Annotated in this window: 17 protein-coding genes; 11 read left to right on the forward strand and 6 right to left on the reverse strand. The window is 65.0% G+C overall.

Annotated features, from left to right (window positions below):
- The first annotated feature begins 144 nt into the window (after positions 1-144).
- Both QD208_RS11225 and QD208_RS11230 read left to right on the forward strand, forming a co-directional pair.
- Positions 145-411: a sulfurtransferase TusA family protein gene (locus QD208_RS11225; RefSeq protein WP_043336423.1), complete on the forward strand. Its 267-nt coding sequence runs from the start codon at positions 145-147 to the stop codon at positions 409-411.
- Complete coding sequence (locus QD208_RS11230; RefSeq protein WP_043336373.1) at positions 408-1,499, forward strand: AI-2E family transporter; 1,092 nt, start codon at positions 408-410, stop codon at positions 1,497-1,499. The genes QD208_RS11225 and QD208_RS11230 overlap by 4 nt, the downstream gene beginning before the upstream one ends.
- Positions 1,500-1,634: 135 nt before the next feature.
- On the opposite strand, the gene QD208_RS11235 is transcribed toward QD208_RS11230, so the two are convergent.
- Positions 1,635-2,111 carry a peroxiredoxin gene (locus QD208_RS11235; protein WP_054556838.1) on the reverse strand — a complete coding sequence of 159 codons (477 nt, stop codon included), beginning with the start codon at positions 2,109-2,111 and terminating at the stop codon, positions 1,635-1,637.
- 447 nt (positions 2,112-2,558) lie between these two features.
- Here QD208_RS11235 and dapA point away from each other — a divergent pair, with 447 nt between their 5' ends.
- The 4 genes from dapA (at position 2,559) to purC (ending at position 6,230) form a co-directional block, all read left to right on the forward strand.
- Positions 2,559-3,443 (forward strand): 4-hydroxy-tetrahydrodipicolinate synthase, encoded by an 885-nt coding sequence (dapA, locus tag QD208_RS11240; protein WP_043336386.1) that lies wholly within the window; start codon positions 2,559-2,561, stop codon positions 3,441-3,443.
- The gene (locus QD208_RS11245) at positions 3,443-4,381 is read left to right on the forward strand and encodes a hypothetical protein (protein WP_279836856.1); all 939 of its coding nucleotides are present in this window, start codon (positions 3,443-3,445) and stop codon (positions 4,379-4,381) included. The genes dapA and QD208_RS11245 overlap by 1 nt, the downstream gene beginning before the upstream one ends.
- A 155-nt stretch (positions 4,382-4,536) precedes the next feature.
- On the forward strand, positions 4,537-5,319 hold the full coding sequence (locus QD208_RS11250) for an MBL fold metallo-hydrolase (protein WP_213114027.1): 783 nt from the start codon (positions 4,537-4,539) through the stop codon (positions 5,317-5,319).
- A gap of 194 nt (positions 5,320-5,513) precedes the next feature.
- Positions 5,514-6,230, forward strand: coding sequence for a phosphoribosylaminoimidazolesuccinocarboxamide synthase (gene purC / locus QD208_RS11255; protein WP_043333774.1), 717 nt, complete (start codon positions 5,514-5,516; stop codon positions 6,228-6,230).
- 161 nt (positions 6,231-6,391) lie between these two features.
- Here purC and QD208_RS11260 read toward each other — a convergent pair whose 3' ends face one another.
- Positions 6,392-6,970 (reverse strand): NAD(P)H-dependent oxidoreductase, encoded by a 579-nt coding sequence (locus QD208_RS11260; RefSeq protein ID WP_043333775.1) that lies wholly within the window; start codon positions 6,968-6,970, stop codon positions 6,392-6,394.
- Between the two features lie 187 nt (positions 6,971-7,157).
- Entirely contained in the window at positions 7,158-7,898 is a 741-nt protein-coding gene (tsaA, locus tag QD208_RS11265; RefSeq protein WP_279836892.1) for a tRNA (N6-threonylcarbamoyladenosine(37)-N6)-methyltransferase TrmO, read from the reverse strand.
- A gap of 359 nt (positions 7,899-8,257) precedes the next feature.
- On the opposite strand from tsaA, the gene QD208_RS11270 reads away from it, so the two are divergent.
- The 4 genes from QD208_RS11270 (at position 8,258) to QD208_RS11285 (ending at position 10,808) form a co-directional block, all read left to right on the forward strand.
- Positions 8,258-8,923 carry a methylthioribulose 1-phosphate dehydratase gene (locus QD208_RS11270; protein ID WP_279836857.1) on the forward strand — a complete coding sequence of 222 codons (666 nt, stop codon included), beginning with the start codon at positions 8,258-8,260 and terminating at the stop codon, positions 8,921-8,923.
- Complete coding sequence (locus tag QD208_RS11275; protein WP_052384566.1) at positions 8,920-9,516, forward strand: cupin; 597 nt, start codon at positions 8,920-8,922, stop codon at positions 9,514-9,516. The genes QD208_RS11270 and QD208_RS11275 overlap by 4 nt, the downstream gene beginning before the upstream one ends.
- Positions 9,513-10,193 (forward strand): acireductone synthase, encoded by a 681-nt coding sequence (gene mtnC, locus QD208_RS11280; protein ID WP_279836858.1) that lies wholly within the window; start codon positions 9,513-9,515, stop codon positions 10,191-10,193. Before QD208_RS11275 ends, mtnC begins: the two co-directional genes overlap by 4 nt.
- Positions 10,194-10,286: 93 nt before the next feature.
- Positions 10,287-10,808, forward strand: coding sequence for a GNAT family N-acetyltransferase (locus QD208_RS11285; protein WP_052384567.1), 522 nt, complete (start codon positions 10,287-10,289; stop codon positions 10,806-10,808).
- A 138-nt stretch (positions 10,809-10,946) separates the two neighbouring features.
- Here QD208_RS11285 and QD208_RS11290 read toward each other — a convergent pair whose 3' ends face one another.
- The 3 genes from QD208_RS11290 to nadC all read right to left on the reverse strand — a co-directional run bounded on the left by QD208_RS11290 (position 10,947) and on the right by nadC (position 13,510).
- Positions 10,947-11,741: an SDR family NAD(P)-dependent oxidoreductase gene (locus QD208_RS11290; protein WP_279836859.1), complete on the reverse strand. Its 795-nt coding sequence runs from the start codon at positions 11,739-11,741 to the stop codon at positions 10,947-10,949.
- Positions 11,742-11,876: 135 nt separating this feature from the next.
- On the reverse strand, positions 11,877-12,536 hold the full coding sequence (locus tag QD208_RS11295; protein ID WP_279836860.1) for a class I SAM-dependent methyltransferase: 660 nt from the start codon (positions 12,534-12,536) through the stop codon (positions 11,877-11,879).
- A 110-nt stretch (positions 12,537-12,646) separates the two neighbouring features.
- Positions 12,647-13,510: a carboxylating nicotinate-nucleotide diphosphorylase gene (gene nadC, locus QD208_RS11300; protein ID WP_054556845.1), complete on the reverse strand. Its 864-nt coding sequence runs from the start codon at positions 13,508-13,510 to the stop codon at positions 12,647-12,649.
- 171 nt (positions 13,511-13,681) lie between these two features.
- Between nadC and ampD the strand changes: the two genes are divergently transcribed.
- A complete protein-coding gene (gene ampD / locus QD208_RS11305) occupies positions 13,682-14,293 on the forward strand; it encodes a 1,6-anhydro-N-acetylmuramyl-L-alanine amidase AmpD (protein ID WP_052384569.1) in 612 nt (203 codons plus the stop codon).
- Positions 14,294-14,732 lie beyond the last annotated feature (439 nt).

Genomic DNA, 14,732 nt, shown 5'->3' on the forward strand with positions numbered 1-14,732 from the left:
GGCGGAAAGTTGCTTTGTCAGGCAAGGTGCCCTTAAATCGGGGCGTTTTCAAGCTGCACCCTCCATGGCGTGCGGCAGAACATCATAACGAGAACGGAAGGGCAGATGGCATTCGAACGACCTGGCGCTGAGACTGCGAATCCGATGGCTGACTCCACGGCCGATACCCACCTGCAGACGCTGGATGCGCGCGGCCTGCACTGTCCGTTGCCGCTGCTGCGCACCAAGCTCAAACTGGCTGGCATGAGTGCCGGCGAGCAACTCGAGGTCCTCGCCAGCGACGCCGGCGCCTGGGGCGACATCCCTGCCTATCTGGCGCTGAGCGATCACGCGCTGGTCTCGCGTGAAGAGACGCCAGAGGGCGACTATCGCTTCGTGATCAAGGCGCTGTGCGAGGAAGATCCGTCATGACCATGAAGACGTTGTTGCGTGGCTGGATCGAGCGCTATTTCTCCGACGAAGAAGCGGTGGTGCTGTTTCTGGTGCTGGTGCTGGTGTTCGCCGCCGTCATTCTGCTCGGCAGCATGCTGGCGCCATTCTTCACCGCCCTGATCGTCGCCTTCCTGCTGCAGAGCGGCGTGAGCTGGATGGAGCGCCGCGGCCTGCCGCGCCTGGCGGCGGTCAGCCTGATGACGCTGGTGTTCATGGGCATCATGCTGGCCAGTGCGCTGATTCTGCTGCCGCTGGTCTGGCATCAGCTGGCCAATCTGATCCAGGAGATTCCCGGCATGTTCGCCTCCGGGCAGCGCTGGCTTGGCGAGCTTCAGGAGCGCTTCCCCGGCCTGATCACGCCGGAGCAGGTCCAGCAGTGGGTCGGTGCCGCCGGACGTGAGCTGACCCAGTTCGGGCAGCGCGCGGTATCGCTGTCGCTGGCGTCGCTGGGCAACCTGATGGGCGTGGTGATCTACCTGGTGCTGGTGCCGATCCTGGTGTTCTTCATGCTCAAGGACCGCGAGCGGCTGGTGGACTTTACGCTGGCGCTGCTGCCACGCAAGCGCCTGCTGATGAGCCGGGTCTGGAACGAGATGGATGACCAGATCGCCAACTTCGTGCGCGGCAAGGTGATCGAGATCGTCATCGTCGGCGGCGTCAGCTACGTCACCTTCGTCGCCTTCGGGCTGCCGTATTCGGCGCTGCTGGCGATCGTGGTCGGCTTCTCGGTGCTGATTCCCTACATCGGCGCGGCAGGGGCAACCTTGCCGGTCGCCGCCGTTGCCGGTTTCCATTACGGGCTAGGCGATACCTTCATGTACGTGATGATCGCCTACGGCATCATCCAGGCGCTGGATGGCAACGTGCTGGTGCCGCTGCTGTTCTCGGAGGCGGTCAATCTGCATCCGGTGGCGATCATCCTCGCGGTGCTGTTCTTCGGCGGCATCTGGGGCTTCTGGGGGGTGTTCTTCGCCATCCCGCTGGCGACCCTGATGAAGTCGCTGCTCTACGCCTGGCCGCGCCGGGCGCGCGCCGAGGAGAATCGGGTCGCGGACAAGAGCGCCTGATCGAAAAAGCCCCGCCAATCGGCGGGGCTTTTTTCATGGCTGAGGCGGCTGGCGCACAGGCGCTCTCTGCTCAGCTGTTTCTCCACGAGCTGATGTCACATGAGCTGCTGTCACTCGGACAGCTGCCACTCGACACTAGCGGTCAGCGTTGAGCTCGCGAGCGGCTTCCAGCACTTCCTCGACATGGCCCTTGACCTTCACGCCACGCCATTCGCGCGCCAGATTGCCATCGGCGTCGATCAGGAAGGTGGAGCGCACCACGCCGAGGCTTTCCTTGCCCATGAATTTCTTCATGTGAATGACGTCAAAGATCTTGCACAGGGTCTCGTCCGGATCGCTGATCAGCTCGAACGGGTAGCCCTGTTTCGCGCGGAAGTTCTCGTGGGTGCGCAGGCTGTCGCGGGAAACGCCGAGAATCACGGTGTTGGCCGCTTCGAATTCCTCGAGGTTGTCGCGGAAGTCACCGCCTTCGGTGGTGCAGCCCGGCGTGTGGTCCTTCGGGTAGAAATAGATGACGGCTTGCTTGCCCTTGAGGCTGGCCGGAGTGACTTCGGTGTCACTGGTGGCCTGGGCGGTAAAGTCGGGAATTGGCTGACCGAGGCTGACGCTCATCGTGCTCTCCTGGCGATGACTGACGGCCATGTGGCGGCTGACAGTGCTGAATGATGAAAAAAACCGGCAGTGATGGGCATCGCGCTTGCCCGCTTCTGCGGTGTGTCCTGCATTACACGCAGGGCGTCCTGACTTGTCAAAGACAGGGCAGAACTCTTGTGTTTCACCGTCTTGGCGACCGGCGCCATCGCGCCCATCCGCCGTGCATCTGCCCCACGGACAGGCGAGGGAATCCACCGCTTTGCACAACCGGTGCAGATGGCGTCTGTACAGGCTTCGATGGTCTTTGTAACATCATCACCCTTGACGCGACTCGCGTGTCGGCGTGCCCACGCAATCAGAGTCCTGCGTCAACCAATTTATGTCAGATGTCTGTCCCCGAGATCCGTTGTTTCAACAGCGCAGGGACACGCCTGGCGCATCAGGCACCAGAGGAGAATTCGAGGGATGATCACAGGTAGCATTGTCGCACTGGCGACCCCGATGAAGGCCACCGGCGAGATCGACTGGGACGCCCTGCGCCAGCTGGTCGCCTTCCACCTCGAAAATGGCACCGATGCCATCGTCGCCGCCGGCACTACCGGCGAGCCGACCACCATGTCCTTCGCGGAGCACTTCGATGTCATCCGCTGTGTGGTCGAGACGGTTGCCGGCAAGATTCCGGTCATCGCCGGCACGGGCGCCAACGCCACCTCCGAAGCGGTCGAGCTGGCTCGCTACGCCAAGGAAGTCGGTGCGGATTACTGCCTCTCCGTGGCGCCGTACTACAACAAGCCGACCCAGGAAGGGCTCTACCAGCACTTCAAGGCCGTCGCCGAGCAGGCCGGTATCCCGGTCATTCTCTACAACGTGCCGGGTCGTACCTGCTCCGATATCTACAACGAGACGGTCTTCCGTCTCGCCGAGCTCGACAACATCGTCGGCCTCAAGGATGCCACCGGCAACCTGGAGCGTGGTCAGGAACTGATCGACCGCCTCAAGGGCACTGACTTCGCGCTCTACTCCGGCGATGACCCCACGGCCTGCGACTTCATCCTGATGGGCGGCCACGGCGATATCTCCGTGACGGCCAACGTCGCGCCGCGCCTGATGCACGAGATGTGCGAAGCCGCCGTGGCCGGCGATGCCGAGCGCGCTCACCAGATCAACACGCGCCTGATGCCGCTGCACTCCGCGATGGGCGTCGAGTCCAACCCGATCCCGGTCAAGTTCGCCATGCATCGCATGGGCCTGTCGCCGGAATCCGGCGTGCGTCTGCCGCTGACCTGGCTGTCCGAGCAGTATCACTCCACGGTCGAGGAAGCACTGCAACTGGCCGAGGTGCTCAACTGATGAGTCAGCGTTTCGTGCCACTGGCCCTGCTGACGGCGCTCGCGGTCGCAGGCTGTTCCAGTGATGGCTACTACTACGATCGCAACAGCGAGTATGCCGATGCCAGCATCGCGCCGCCGCTGAAGCTGCCGGACACGATCAATCGTGGTGATTACCAGGATTCCATGCCAGTGCCGCAGGCCAGCAGTGACTTCCTGGCCAGCGACGACTTCGAGGCACCGCGACCCCAGCCGCTGGCGACCAGCGAGCAGGGCGGGCGCGAGTTCGTCGCCATGCGTCAGAGTGGCGATGCCCGCTGGCTGGCCGTGAACGCCGCGCCGGCAGCGGTGTGGACGCGTCTGCAGTCCTTCGTGCGCGACCAGGGCCTGGATGTGCAGAGCATCGATGCCGGCAAGGGCGAGATCACCACGGCCCAGGGCATCATCAGCGTCAGCCAGGGGCTGCGTGCCGATGCCTCCGAAGTGCGTTGTCAGCAGGGCGGCGATGTCGCCGGCAGCTGCCTGAACGCGCTGAGCGGCTATCTGGCCGCGTCTTCCGCCGATAGTGGTGTCTCGCTGGCGGCCCAGTCGCTCAGTCGTGATGACCGCGTGCGCCTGGAAGGCCGCGATGGCACCTGGCAGGTCGACCTGGCGCTGGACACCGAGCGCAGCTGGGCCGAGCTGCTCTATCAGCTGCAGAAGAACTTCAATACCGACTACCAGACGCTGACCGATCAGGACCGCTCGCGTGGCGAGTTCATGGTCGATTACATCCCGCGTGAAGAGCGTGATGGCGGCTGGTTGGGTATCGGTGGCGATGGTGATCCGGTACCGATGGTACTCAAGCTGCGCTCCGAGAATGACCACACCCTGGTCACGGCGACCCGTGCCGATGGTGAAGAGACCACGCCGGCACTGGCGCGTGAGCTGCTCGACGCCGTGGCGTCGACACTGCGCTGAGCATGTGGCTCGACACGCCTTGCGCCGCCTCATCTGACGACTCGTCGGGTGAGGCGGCTGCGTCGTTTCAGATCCCCCTCCCGGTGGCAGGCAGTGGGGCGCTGGCGGCTGGCCTGACGGCCGCCCGTGGGCCGGGTGACGACGCCCAGGGCGTGATGGCGATGGCTTCGCTGGGCAGCGGCAGCAAGGGCAACGGCACGCTGATCCGCACTCGCGAGGCACTGGTGCTGGTCGATTGCGGCTTCACCCTCAAGGAGACCGAGGCCCGCCTGGCGCGCCTCGGCGTGCACCCCTCGCAGCTGGACGCCGTGCTGGTCACGCATGAACATGGTGATCACCTGAGCGGCGTGGGGCCGCTGGCGCGTCGTCACGCTGTGCCGGTGCATCTGACCACCGGCACCTGGCTTGCCGGGCGTGCCAAGAAGCTCGGCGCGCTGCCGAGTCGCCATCTGATCACGCCGCAGCAGGAATTCGCGATCAAGGATCTCGAGATTCTGCCGGTCACGGTGCCCCACGATGCGCGTGAGCCGGTGCAGTTCGTCTTCAACCGGCGCGGTGAGACGGCCACGCGTCGCCTCGGCGTGCTGACCGATCTCGGCCATGTCAGTGAGCATGTGCTCCAGTGCTTTGCCGATTGCGATGCGCTGGTGATGGAGTTCAACCACGATCCGCAGATGCTGGCCAGCGGGCCGTATCCGCCCAGCCTCAAGCGGCGGGTCGGGGGGCGGCTCGGTCACCTGGCCAACGCTCAGGCATGCGCCGCCTTGCCCTATCTGGGGCTGGCGCGCCTGCAGCGGCTGGTGGCCTCGCATCTGTCGGAGAGCAACAACCATCCGTCATTGGCCCGGGAGGCACTGGCCCCCTGGCTTGCGGATGACGATAGTCGCCTGATCATCGCCGCGCAGGACAGCGGCTTTGGCTGGCAGGCCATCGCCTGATATTCATGACGCCCGGTCGCTTCGCGATCGGGCGTTTGTGATTCTGGATGAGCTGACCAGATGGACAGCTCTTGAATCACGTCATATACCAGCGCCACAGTCCTTCTCGACTGGGCGTGACAGACTCAAGCGTGATCGATTCATCGTCGACCGCCTCAACACTCGACGCGTCTAGCGTCATCAGGGGGAATCTCATGGAAAAGCGTGAAGAGCTCTACGCTGGCAAGGCCAAATCCGTCTTCGTCACTGACGATCCGGATCTTCTGCTGCTGGAATTCCGCGACGATACCAGCGCCTTCGACGGCAAGCGTATCGAGCAGCTGGATCGCAAGGGCATGGTCAACAACAAGTTCAATGCCTTCATCATGGAGAAACTCAAGGCGGCCGGTATCCCGACCCACTTCGAGCGTCTGGTCAGCGACAACGAGTGCCTGGTCAAGCGTCTCGACATGATGGCAGTGGAGTGCGTGGTGCGTAACATCTCCGCCGGTTCACTGGTGCGTCGTCTGGGTGTCGAGGAAGGCATCGAGCTCAATCCGCCGACCTTCGAGCTGTTCCTCAAGAACGACGAGAAGGGCGACCCGATGATCAACGAGTCGCTGGTCGAGACCTTCGGCTGGGCAGAGCCCAAGCACCTGGCGCGCGCCAAGGAACTGACCTTCCAGGTCAATGACATCCTCAAGCAGCTGTTCCTCGACGGCGGCATCCTGCTGGTCGACTACAAGCTCGAATTCGGCGTCTTCAAGGGTGAAGTCGTGCTGGGTGACGAATTCTCGCCGGATGGCTGCCGTCTGTGGGATGCCGAGACGCGCGAGAAGCTCGACAAGGACCGCTTCCGTCAGGGCCTGGGCGGCGTGATCGAAGCCTACGAGGAAGTCGGTCGCCGCATCGGTATCGATTTCTCGGCCTGAGCCTGAATCTGGGGCAAAGTCTGAGGTGATGCACTGACGCTCTGACGTCACAGACAGCGCATCAAGGAACGGCCCCCTGCCAATGGCAGGGGGCCGTTCCTGTTTGGCAGGCGCCAAGTGTCTGGCCGGGGACGTAGCTGTGAGGAAAGAAGCGTGTCGCTTCAGGAGGCGCGCAGGCTGGCCAGGTCGATCACCTGACGGGCGACAGCCGCGAGGGCGTGGTCCTGGCCTTCGTCATCCAGGCTGCCATCCTCGTGGAAGGCGCTGGCGGCACGCGAGACCGCGATCTGCTGGGGCGCGACCAGCATGCCGAGGTTGTTCAGGTACAGGCGCACGAAGGGTAGCGCCCGCATGCCGCCCATGGCGCCCGGTGAGGCCGAGACGATGCCGACCGGCATGCCGCGCAGGGCGTCCATGCCGCTCTGGCCATCCGCCGCCGGGCGTGACAGCCAGTCGAAGGTGTTCTTGAGCAGCGGGCTGAAGAAGCCGTTGTATTCCGGCGTCGCCAGCAACAGCCCCTGATGGCTGGCCAGCATCTCCTGCAGGCGGTCGGCGCTGGCGGGACGGCCATTGGCCTCTTCGCTGTCGCCATCGTAGAGCGGCATCGGGAAGTCGTTGAGATCGAGCAGACTGACCTCGGCACCTTCCTGTCGGGCGTGGTGCGCCAGGCGCTCGATCAGGCGTCGATTGACGGAGGCCTTGCGGGTACTGGCGGCAAAGGCAAGCAGACGGATACTCATGCGGCGGACTCCCGGTGAAGCGAGTGGAGATGAAGGAACGCACGCCCAGTATGGTCAGGACTCGTGACGGTTTGCCAATCCAATCTGGCATTGTCTTGATCTGGCGCGCGCAATCCTTCGATCCGCTTCATGCAAGACGTTGCCCCCCACTGGACAAGGCGCTGCCCTGGCTCGCGCAAGGGCTTGATCAGACGGCCACGATGGCCGCGACCTCCATCAACAAGTGGCCATCGGGTTGCGTGCGGGCCGTGAAGCGCACATCCACGTCCACTAACCGCACGCCATACTGGCGCTTGCCATCGGCGGGCCTGGCGGCGTGATAGGCGGGGCGCGGGTCCTGGGCGAGCACTTCCTCGATCAGTGCGCGCAGCGTGGCGCTGTCGGCCCGGGTCGCCAGTGTCTGCTCGGCCTCTGCGCTGAAGACGACGGCGTGGCGCGGCGGTGGCGCAGGCGCATAGCCGGCACGCGCCTCGGGCACGGCATCGACCCACGGCAGATACGGCTTGATGTCCATCACCGGCGTGCCATCGAGCAGGTCATGGCCGCGCAGCAGCAGGCGCACGCCGTTGCGCTTGCCTGACTGCCCGCCATCCGGCGTGGCGTTGGCCGCCGTCTCGACGCCTGCCAGTTCGACCACCGACTGCCCCAGTCGGTTGGGGCGGTGGGTGCTGCGCGAGGCGAAGACACCGGTGCGCGCGTTGCCTCCCAGGCGCGGCGGGCGGATCAAGGGCGTCCAGCGTGTGGGGCTGGCGTGGAACAGGAAGTGGATCCACAGATGGCTGAAGCCCTCGATGTCGCGCACGCAGTCCGGGTCATCGAAGGGCGGCAGCAGGTGCAGGATGGCGGTGGCGTGGCGCGCCAGCCCCGGCTGGCGGGGAATGCCGAACTTGTCCGGGTAGCAGCTTTCGATGATGCCCACCGGCTGCATGGCCTGTTGCCCCAGCGCCGCGGCCTGCTCACGCAGATGAGGGGGCAGCAGCGGCAGGCGCCTGGCCAGTGCAGTGTCGCTCATCGGGCGCTCGGCCGTGTCGGCGGTCGGGTGGGGGCTGGCGGGCTGATCGGAAGAGGACATGGCAAGACCGTGGCAGAGGCTGAAGTGATGATGGCGCAGAATGTCGTGTGACGTTCCAGGCCGCCATGATGCCATGCCCGTCGTCGCACGGCATGACTGGTCTCACTGGGTCGGCTTGTGTAGTCTGCCGCGAGAGCAGCGCCACGTGGCGCTGAATCGTGATGCTGGCGACGGGGCGTGAATGCCCCGCGCGACTCTTGAGGGCAACTTTGATCATGTCAGACCCTATCGCCATTGCCGCTGCCGACGGCCTGCGGTCGACACTGGACCTCGACCGCCTTGCACTGGCGAGCCAACAGTTGATCGAGGCCGGTCAGGCGCTGGACGCTGCCGGGCAGGTGCCGGCCACCGGTGGCAACTTCTCCTGTCGTCTCAGTGATCGCCTGATGGCGGTCACCGCCTCGGGCTGCCACAAGGGCCGCCTGACCAGTGGCGACATTCTGGTCAGCGATTTTGCCGTCAGGCTGCAGGGCACTTCCCGCAAGGCCTCTGACGAGGCGCGCCTGCATGGTCAGCTCTACGAAGACCTGCCCCACGCGCAGGCGATTCTGCATACCCACTCCAGGGCCGCCACCGTGCTGTCGCTGTGCCATGAAGGCGACACCCTGAGCCTGGAGGGTTTCGAGCTCAACAAGGCGCTGGAAGGCGTCAAGAGTCATGAGACGGCGGTACGTCTGGCCGTCTTCGACAATACTCAGGATATCGAGGCGCTGGCGCTGGACGTGCGTGCCCGCCTGGCCGCCGATGCCGGTCTGCACGGCTACCTGATCCGCGGCCATGGCCTCTATACCTGGGCCAGCAGCATGACGGCCTGTCGCCGCCATGTCGAAGCGCTCGATTTCCTGATGGGTTGTGAACTGGAACTGAGGAGACAGCGATGAGCTTTCTGGCCATCTACGCCGAGCAGGACGCCTCGCGTCCGCAGTTGATCACCAATGATGGCGCGCAGATCGCCAGCGAACTCGAGGCCGAAGGCATTCGCTTCGAGCGCTGGACGGCGGGCTGCGAGATGAGTGACCCCACCGACCAGACCCAGGTGCTGGCGGCCTACGCCGACGATGTCGCGCGTCTCAAGTCCGAGAACGGCTTCGTCACTGCCGACGTGATCGGCCTGACGCCGGATCACCCTGACCGCGACGCCCTGCGCGGCAAGTTCCTCGATGAGCACCGCCACGCGGAGCATGAGGTGCGCTTCTTCGTGCGCGGCAGCGGCATCTTCTACCTGCATCTGGGCGAGCGCGTGCTGGCGGTCGGTTGCGAGAAGGATGACCTGATCGCCGTACCGGCCGGCACGCCGCACTGGTTCGACATGGGGCCGACGCCGGACTTCACCGCCATCCGCCTGTTCACCAATCCGGAAGGCTGGATCGCCAACTTCACCGACAATGACATCGCCGCCCGCTTCCCGCGTCATGAAGCGCTGGCCGAGCACTTTACCCAGACCGCAGCCCCGCATTCCCAGGAGTCCGCATGATTCGCGCCATCGTCACCGACATCGAGGGCACGACCGGCTCGATTCGCTTCGTGCATCAGGTGCTGTTCCCCTATGCGCGCGCCAACCTGGGCAATTTCGTGCGCGCCAATGCCGAGCGTGAGGATGTCGCCGAGCAGCTGGCCGCCACCCGTGAGCTGGCCGAAGCGCCCGCGGCCGATCTCGAGGCCGTGATCGCCATTCTGGAAGGCTGGATCGATGCCGACCGCAAGGCCACGCCGCTCAAGGCACTGCAGGGCATGGTCTGGGCACAGGGCTACGCGGACGGCGACTTCACCGGCCATGTCTATCCCGATGCCGTGAAGGGATTGCGTGACTGGAAGGAACGCGGACTGTCCTTGTATGTCTACTCTTCAGGCTCCATCCAGGCCCAGAAGCTGCTGTTCGGGCATTCCGATGTCGGCGATCTGACTCCGCTGTTTGCCGGCTACTTCGACACCACCACGGGCCCCAAGCAGGAAGCCGAGAGCTATCGCCGCATCGCCGGTCAGCTGGGTATCCCGGGCGCGGAGATCCTGTTCCTGTCGGATGTCGTCGCCGAGCTGGACGCCGCCGCTGCCGCCGGCTTCCATACCTGGCAGCTGGTGCGGGAGCCGGACATGATCACGGGAGATCACCCCCGGGCCAGCCGCTTCGATGAGGTGTCCTTCAGCGGCTGAACAGGACGCTTCAGTGACAGGTGTCAGCCGTGAGCCTGTCAGATTTTCCATGAATACATCGTCCTCGTTCGAGGACACAAGGAGGACGAACGATTGCACAGCCAGACCGATAGCCGTGAAGTGGCCAGGGAGCGTGTTCATATCGTGGCGGCGCAGCCGCAGCATGCCGCGGACCAGGCCGAGGTGTTCTACCAGGCCGTCATGCAGGGCGCTGCCGGCCACTATGATCTGGCGCAGCGCCAGCAGTGGGCCGCGCGTGTCCCGCGCGACGCCGAGCGCTGGGCCGCGCGTCAGCATCGCTTCGAGGTGCTGGTCGCGGAGCGTGATGGCCGCTGTATCGGCTTCTGCGAGTACGCCCCCGAATGGCCGCTGGCGCGTATCGAGATGCTTTACGTCTATCCGAGTCTGATGGGGCAGGGCATCGGCAGCCAGTTGCTGGCGGCGGCCGAGCGCGACCTGCGTGAGCGCAAGGTGCGCGTGATGAGCCTGGAGGCCAGTCTGACGCTGTCACCGGGCCTGGCCCGCCGTGGCTGGCACAGTCTGGGGCTTGAGCACGTCAAGCGCGATGGCATCTGTCTCAAGCGCGAGCGCTTCGAGAAACGTCTCGACGAGTGAAGCGCCAGGACGACTGAAACGCATAGCACTGTGATGCTGAACATGAAGAAGCCCCCGCCGGTCGACCGGTGGGGGCTTCTTGTGTCTGGCATGGTGTCGCGTCTGGCATGGTGTCAGTCATGCCGCGTGATCAGACGATCAGGCCATGGTATCGACGATGCCGCCTTCCACACGCAGTGCGGCGCCGGTGGTGGCGCTGGCCTGTTCGGAGGCGGCGTAGACGCTCATGTTGGCGACTTCCTCGGGGCTTGCCAGGCGCTGCAGGATAGAGGTCGGACGGGCCTGCTTGATGAAGTCGGCCTCGACCTCCTCAAGTGACCTGCCTTGCTCCTCGGCGTTCTGCTTGAGCATCTCGAGCACGCCCTCGGAGCGGGTCGGCCCGGGCAGGATGGCGTTGACGGTCACTTGGGTGCCGGACAGCACCTTGGCGAGCCCGCGTGAGACGGACTGCACCGCGGATTTGGTCATGCCGTAGTGGACCATCTCGCTGGGGATGTTGAGCGCCGATTCGCTGGACAGGAACTGGATGCGACCCCAGTCGCGCTCCTTCATGCCACGCGCATAGTGGCGGGACAGGCGTACCGCCGACATCACGTTGACCTGGAAGAACTGCTCCCAGGTGTCGTCGTCGGTGTCGAAGAAATCCTGCGGGGCGAAGATGCCGACATTGTTGATCAGGATGTCGGTGTCCGGCACGGTGCGGATCAGCGTGTCGCAGCCTTCGCGTGTGCCCAGGTCCGCGGCCACGCCCTGTACCTCGCTGCCGGGCGCCTTGTCTCTGAGGCTGGCGACGGCCTCATCGACACGTGTCTGGGTGCGGCCGGTCAAGGTGACACTGGCGCCTGCGCGGGCAAGCCCTGTGGCGATGGCGAAGCCGATACCGGCAGTGGAACCACTGATGATGGCGCTGCGGCCGCGTAGATCAATCTGCATGCAAACCTCCTTGCAGGGAGCGACGGCGACGAGAGCCCAGGCAGGTGCCTCGAGCCGTGTCGCTTTCGTCATCCGGGTGTGCTCATTGCGTGGCGATGCCGAACGCGCAATGCAAGGGGGGAGTGGCAGTGCAGATCAGATCTTGCGCAGATGCATGTGGCGCAACGCCCCGCCGGGGCCGAGGTCGCGGTCCTCGAGTCGCTGCACCGCATGGCCCTCCAGCAGGTTGTCCAGCGGCACATTGAGGTTGGTCGCCACCAGCCGGGCCAGTGGATTGAGCAGACGCCGCAGCCGTCCGGCCGGGCGATTGCCGCGCAGGCCCTTGTCGAGCAGTGACAGCTCGCCATCGCTGGCCAGCACGCGCAGCGCTTCATCGAAGGCGCGCTGGGGCTCGGGCACCACGGCGATGATCAGGTGGGCGATGACGACATCGAAATAGCCATCGGGGAGGTCGAGCGCCATGGCGTCGCCCGGCTTGACGTTGGCATCGAAGCCCAGCGTCTCGGCGCGCTCGCGACAGCGGCGCAGCATGGCGGGGGAGGCGTCGATCACCTCGAGCTCGATGTCACGGGGCAGGAAGGGCAGGTCGAGCCCGGTGCCGCCACCGAGCAGCAGCACGCGGGTGCCCGCCTGGATATCGAGGGTCGCGATGGCGTCGCGCCGCGCGGAGCGCAGGATGCGAGCGGCCGCACGGTCATAGATCGGCGCGTAGAGACTCCAGCGGCGAGTCTGCCAACCGCCACCTGATGCCCTGGGGGCTTCAGGCGGCGGCTGATGAGGAGATGGCGGGGACATGGGGCGCCTCCCTGGCGGCATGGCAATGTGTCGTGACAGATGGGCCGGCGTCAGCGGCGACCTCTGCAGGACAGGAGCTGGCCAGCAGGAAGGCATTCCCCTGTCGTTGGCTAGCGGGTCTCGACAGTGTAGATGCGCATCGACAGGTCGATGGAGGTCACGTCCTTGGTCAGTGCGCCGATCGAGATGCAATCCACGCCAGTGGCGGCGATGCCCGGCAGGGTCGCCTCGCTGACGTTGCCGGAGGCTTCCAGCACGGCCGGCTTGGCATGCGCCTTGTTGCGCGCCACGGCCTCGATGAGCTGATCGTTGTCGAAGTTGTCGAGCATGATGACGTCGGCACCGGCATCCAGCGCCTGGGCCAGCTCCTCGAAATTCTCGACTTCCACTTCACAGGTGACGTCGGAGGCGATGTCGCGCGCCTCACGTACCGCCGCCGCGATGCTGCCACAGGCGGCGATATGGTTTTCCTTGATCAGGAAGGCGTCATAGAGGCCGATGCGATGATTGTGGCCACCACCGCAGCTGACGGCGTATTTCTGGGCGACACGCATGCCAGGCAGGGTCTTGCGGGTATCGAGCAGGCGCACGCCACTGCCCTCGACCAGCGAGGCATAGTGGCTGGCGCGGGTCGCGGTGCCGGAGAGCGTCTGCAGCAGGTTGAGCGCCGCGCGCTCGCCGGTCAGCAGCGAGCGTGCCGGGCCTTCCAGCTCCAGGAAGGGCGCGTCGGCCTCGAGGCGATCACCGTCGCTGGCCAGCCACTTGAGGCTGACGCGCGGATCGAGGCGCCGAAACAGCTCATCGACCCAGGGCACGCCGCACAGGATGGCCGGTTCGCGACTGATCACGCGCGCCTTGGCCCACTGGCGCTCCGGAATCAATTCGGCGGTGATATCGCCACCGCCGACATCCTCGGCGAGCAGGCGGGCGGCGCTGGTACGGATATCCTCGGCGAGGGCGTCGTGGAAGTTCATGCGCGTCTGATCCTTGTACGAAGAGTGCTGCCGGAGCCTGGGTCTGTGCGTGTGCCGGGGCAGTGACACAGACCCGTGGCTGCCGAGCATGCCATAATGTGCGCCATTATAGGAAAAGCCACGCGAGCGGTCAGTCCCCGCGTGCGACGACCTTCCCGTCTGGAGTCTTCGATGCCCCCCTTGTCCTCTTCCCCGCGGTCGGGCCACCTGACGCGTCTGGCGGTCACCCCCGAGCACTGGCTGGAGAGCGCCCGTCAGGTGCCGTCTCCCAATCACAATGCTCGTCCCGAGGGAGAAGTCTCGGCGCTGGTGCTGCATTCCATCAGCCTGCCGCCCGGACGCTTCGGCGGCCCGGCCATCGAGCAGCTGTTCACCAATCAGCTCGACCCTGGCGCCCACCCTTACTTTGCCGATATCCATCAGCTGCGTGTCTCGGCGCACGTGCTGATCCAGCGCGACGGTCGCCTGGTGCAGTTCGTGCCCTTCGATCGTCGCGCCTGGCACGCCGGTCGCTCGCGCTGGCATGACGGTCAGCGTGAACGCGTCGAGCTCAATGACTTCACCATCGGCATCGAACTCGAGGGCGATGAGGTGCATCCCTATCGCGATGTCCAATATCGCACCCTGGCACGCACCGTGGCCGGCCTGATGGCGAGCTATCCCGCGCTGACGCGCGAGCGCATCACCTCGCATGCGCGGATTGCGCCGTTGCGCAAGACGGATCCTGGCCCGGCCTTCGATTGGGCTTACTTCGATCGCCTGCTGGACGACATTCAGGACTAAGGTCGCAGGTGTCTCGCGATGGTGCATTGCAGCATTGTGTGGCGTCTCCAGGCAGGAAACGCCCAGTGGCGGGGCGCGTTGGTAGTTTTACTACATCACGGCTATCGAGGGCGGCTCAGTCTGGCGTATGAGTCCCGACCGCAAGGCGCATGAGGCCAGTGCTGCCGCGGGGCAGCCAAGCCTTGCACCTGCCCGGTGAGTCTTGCTGCCCTGAATTGGCACGCGGGGGTGTTTGCGGTATCTTTCACGCCAAATGACTGCATCTTGTGCCCTGCTTTGGCGCAGGATGCGCGTCGAGATTGACGGCCGGCAAGACCCGGTCACGACAGGTCTATCGGAGATGCGACCCACTCAGAAGGTCGTGCCCACACTGAAGAGCGCCACTGGTTTCGATATCGCTGTTCGTCGAAACGTTTGACAAAAAATTTCTTCACTCGGA

This window comes from Cobetia sp. 29-18-1 (genome assembly GCF_029846405.1).
GTDB lineage: Bacteria > Pseudomonadota > Gammaproteobacteria > Pseudomonadales > Halomonadaceae > Cobetia > Cobetia amphilecti.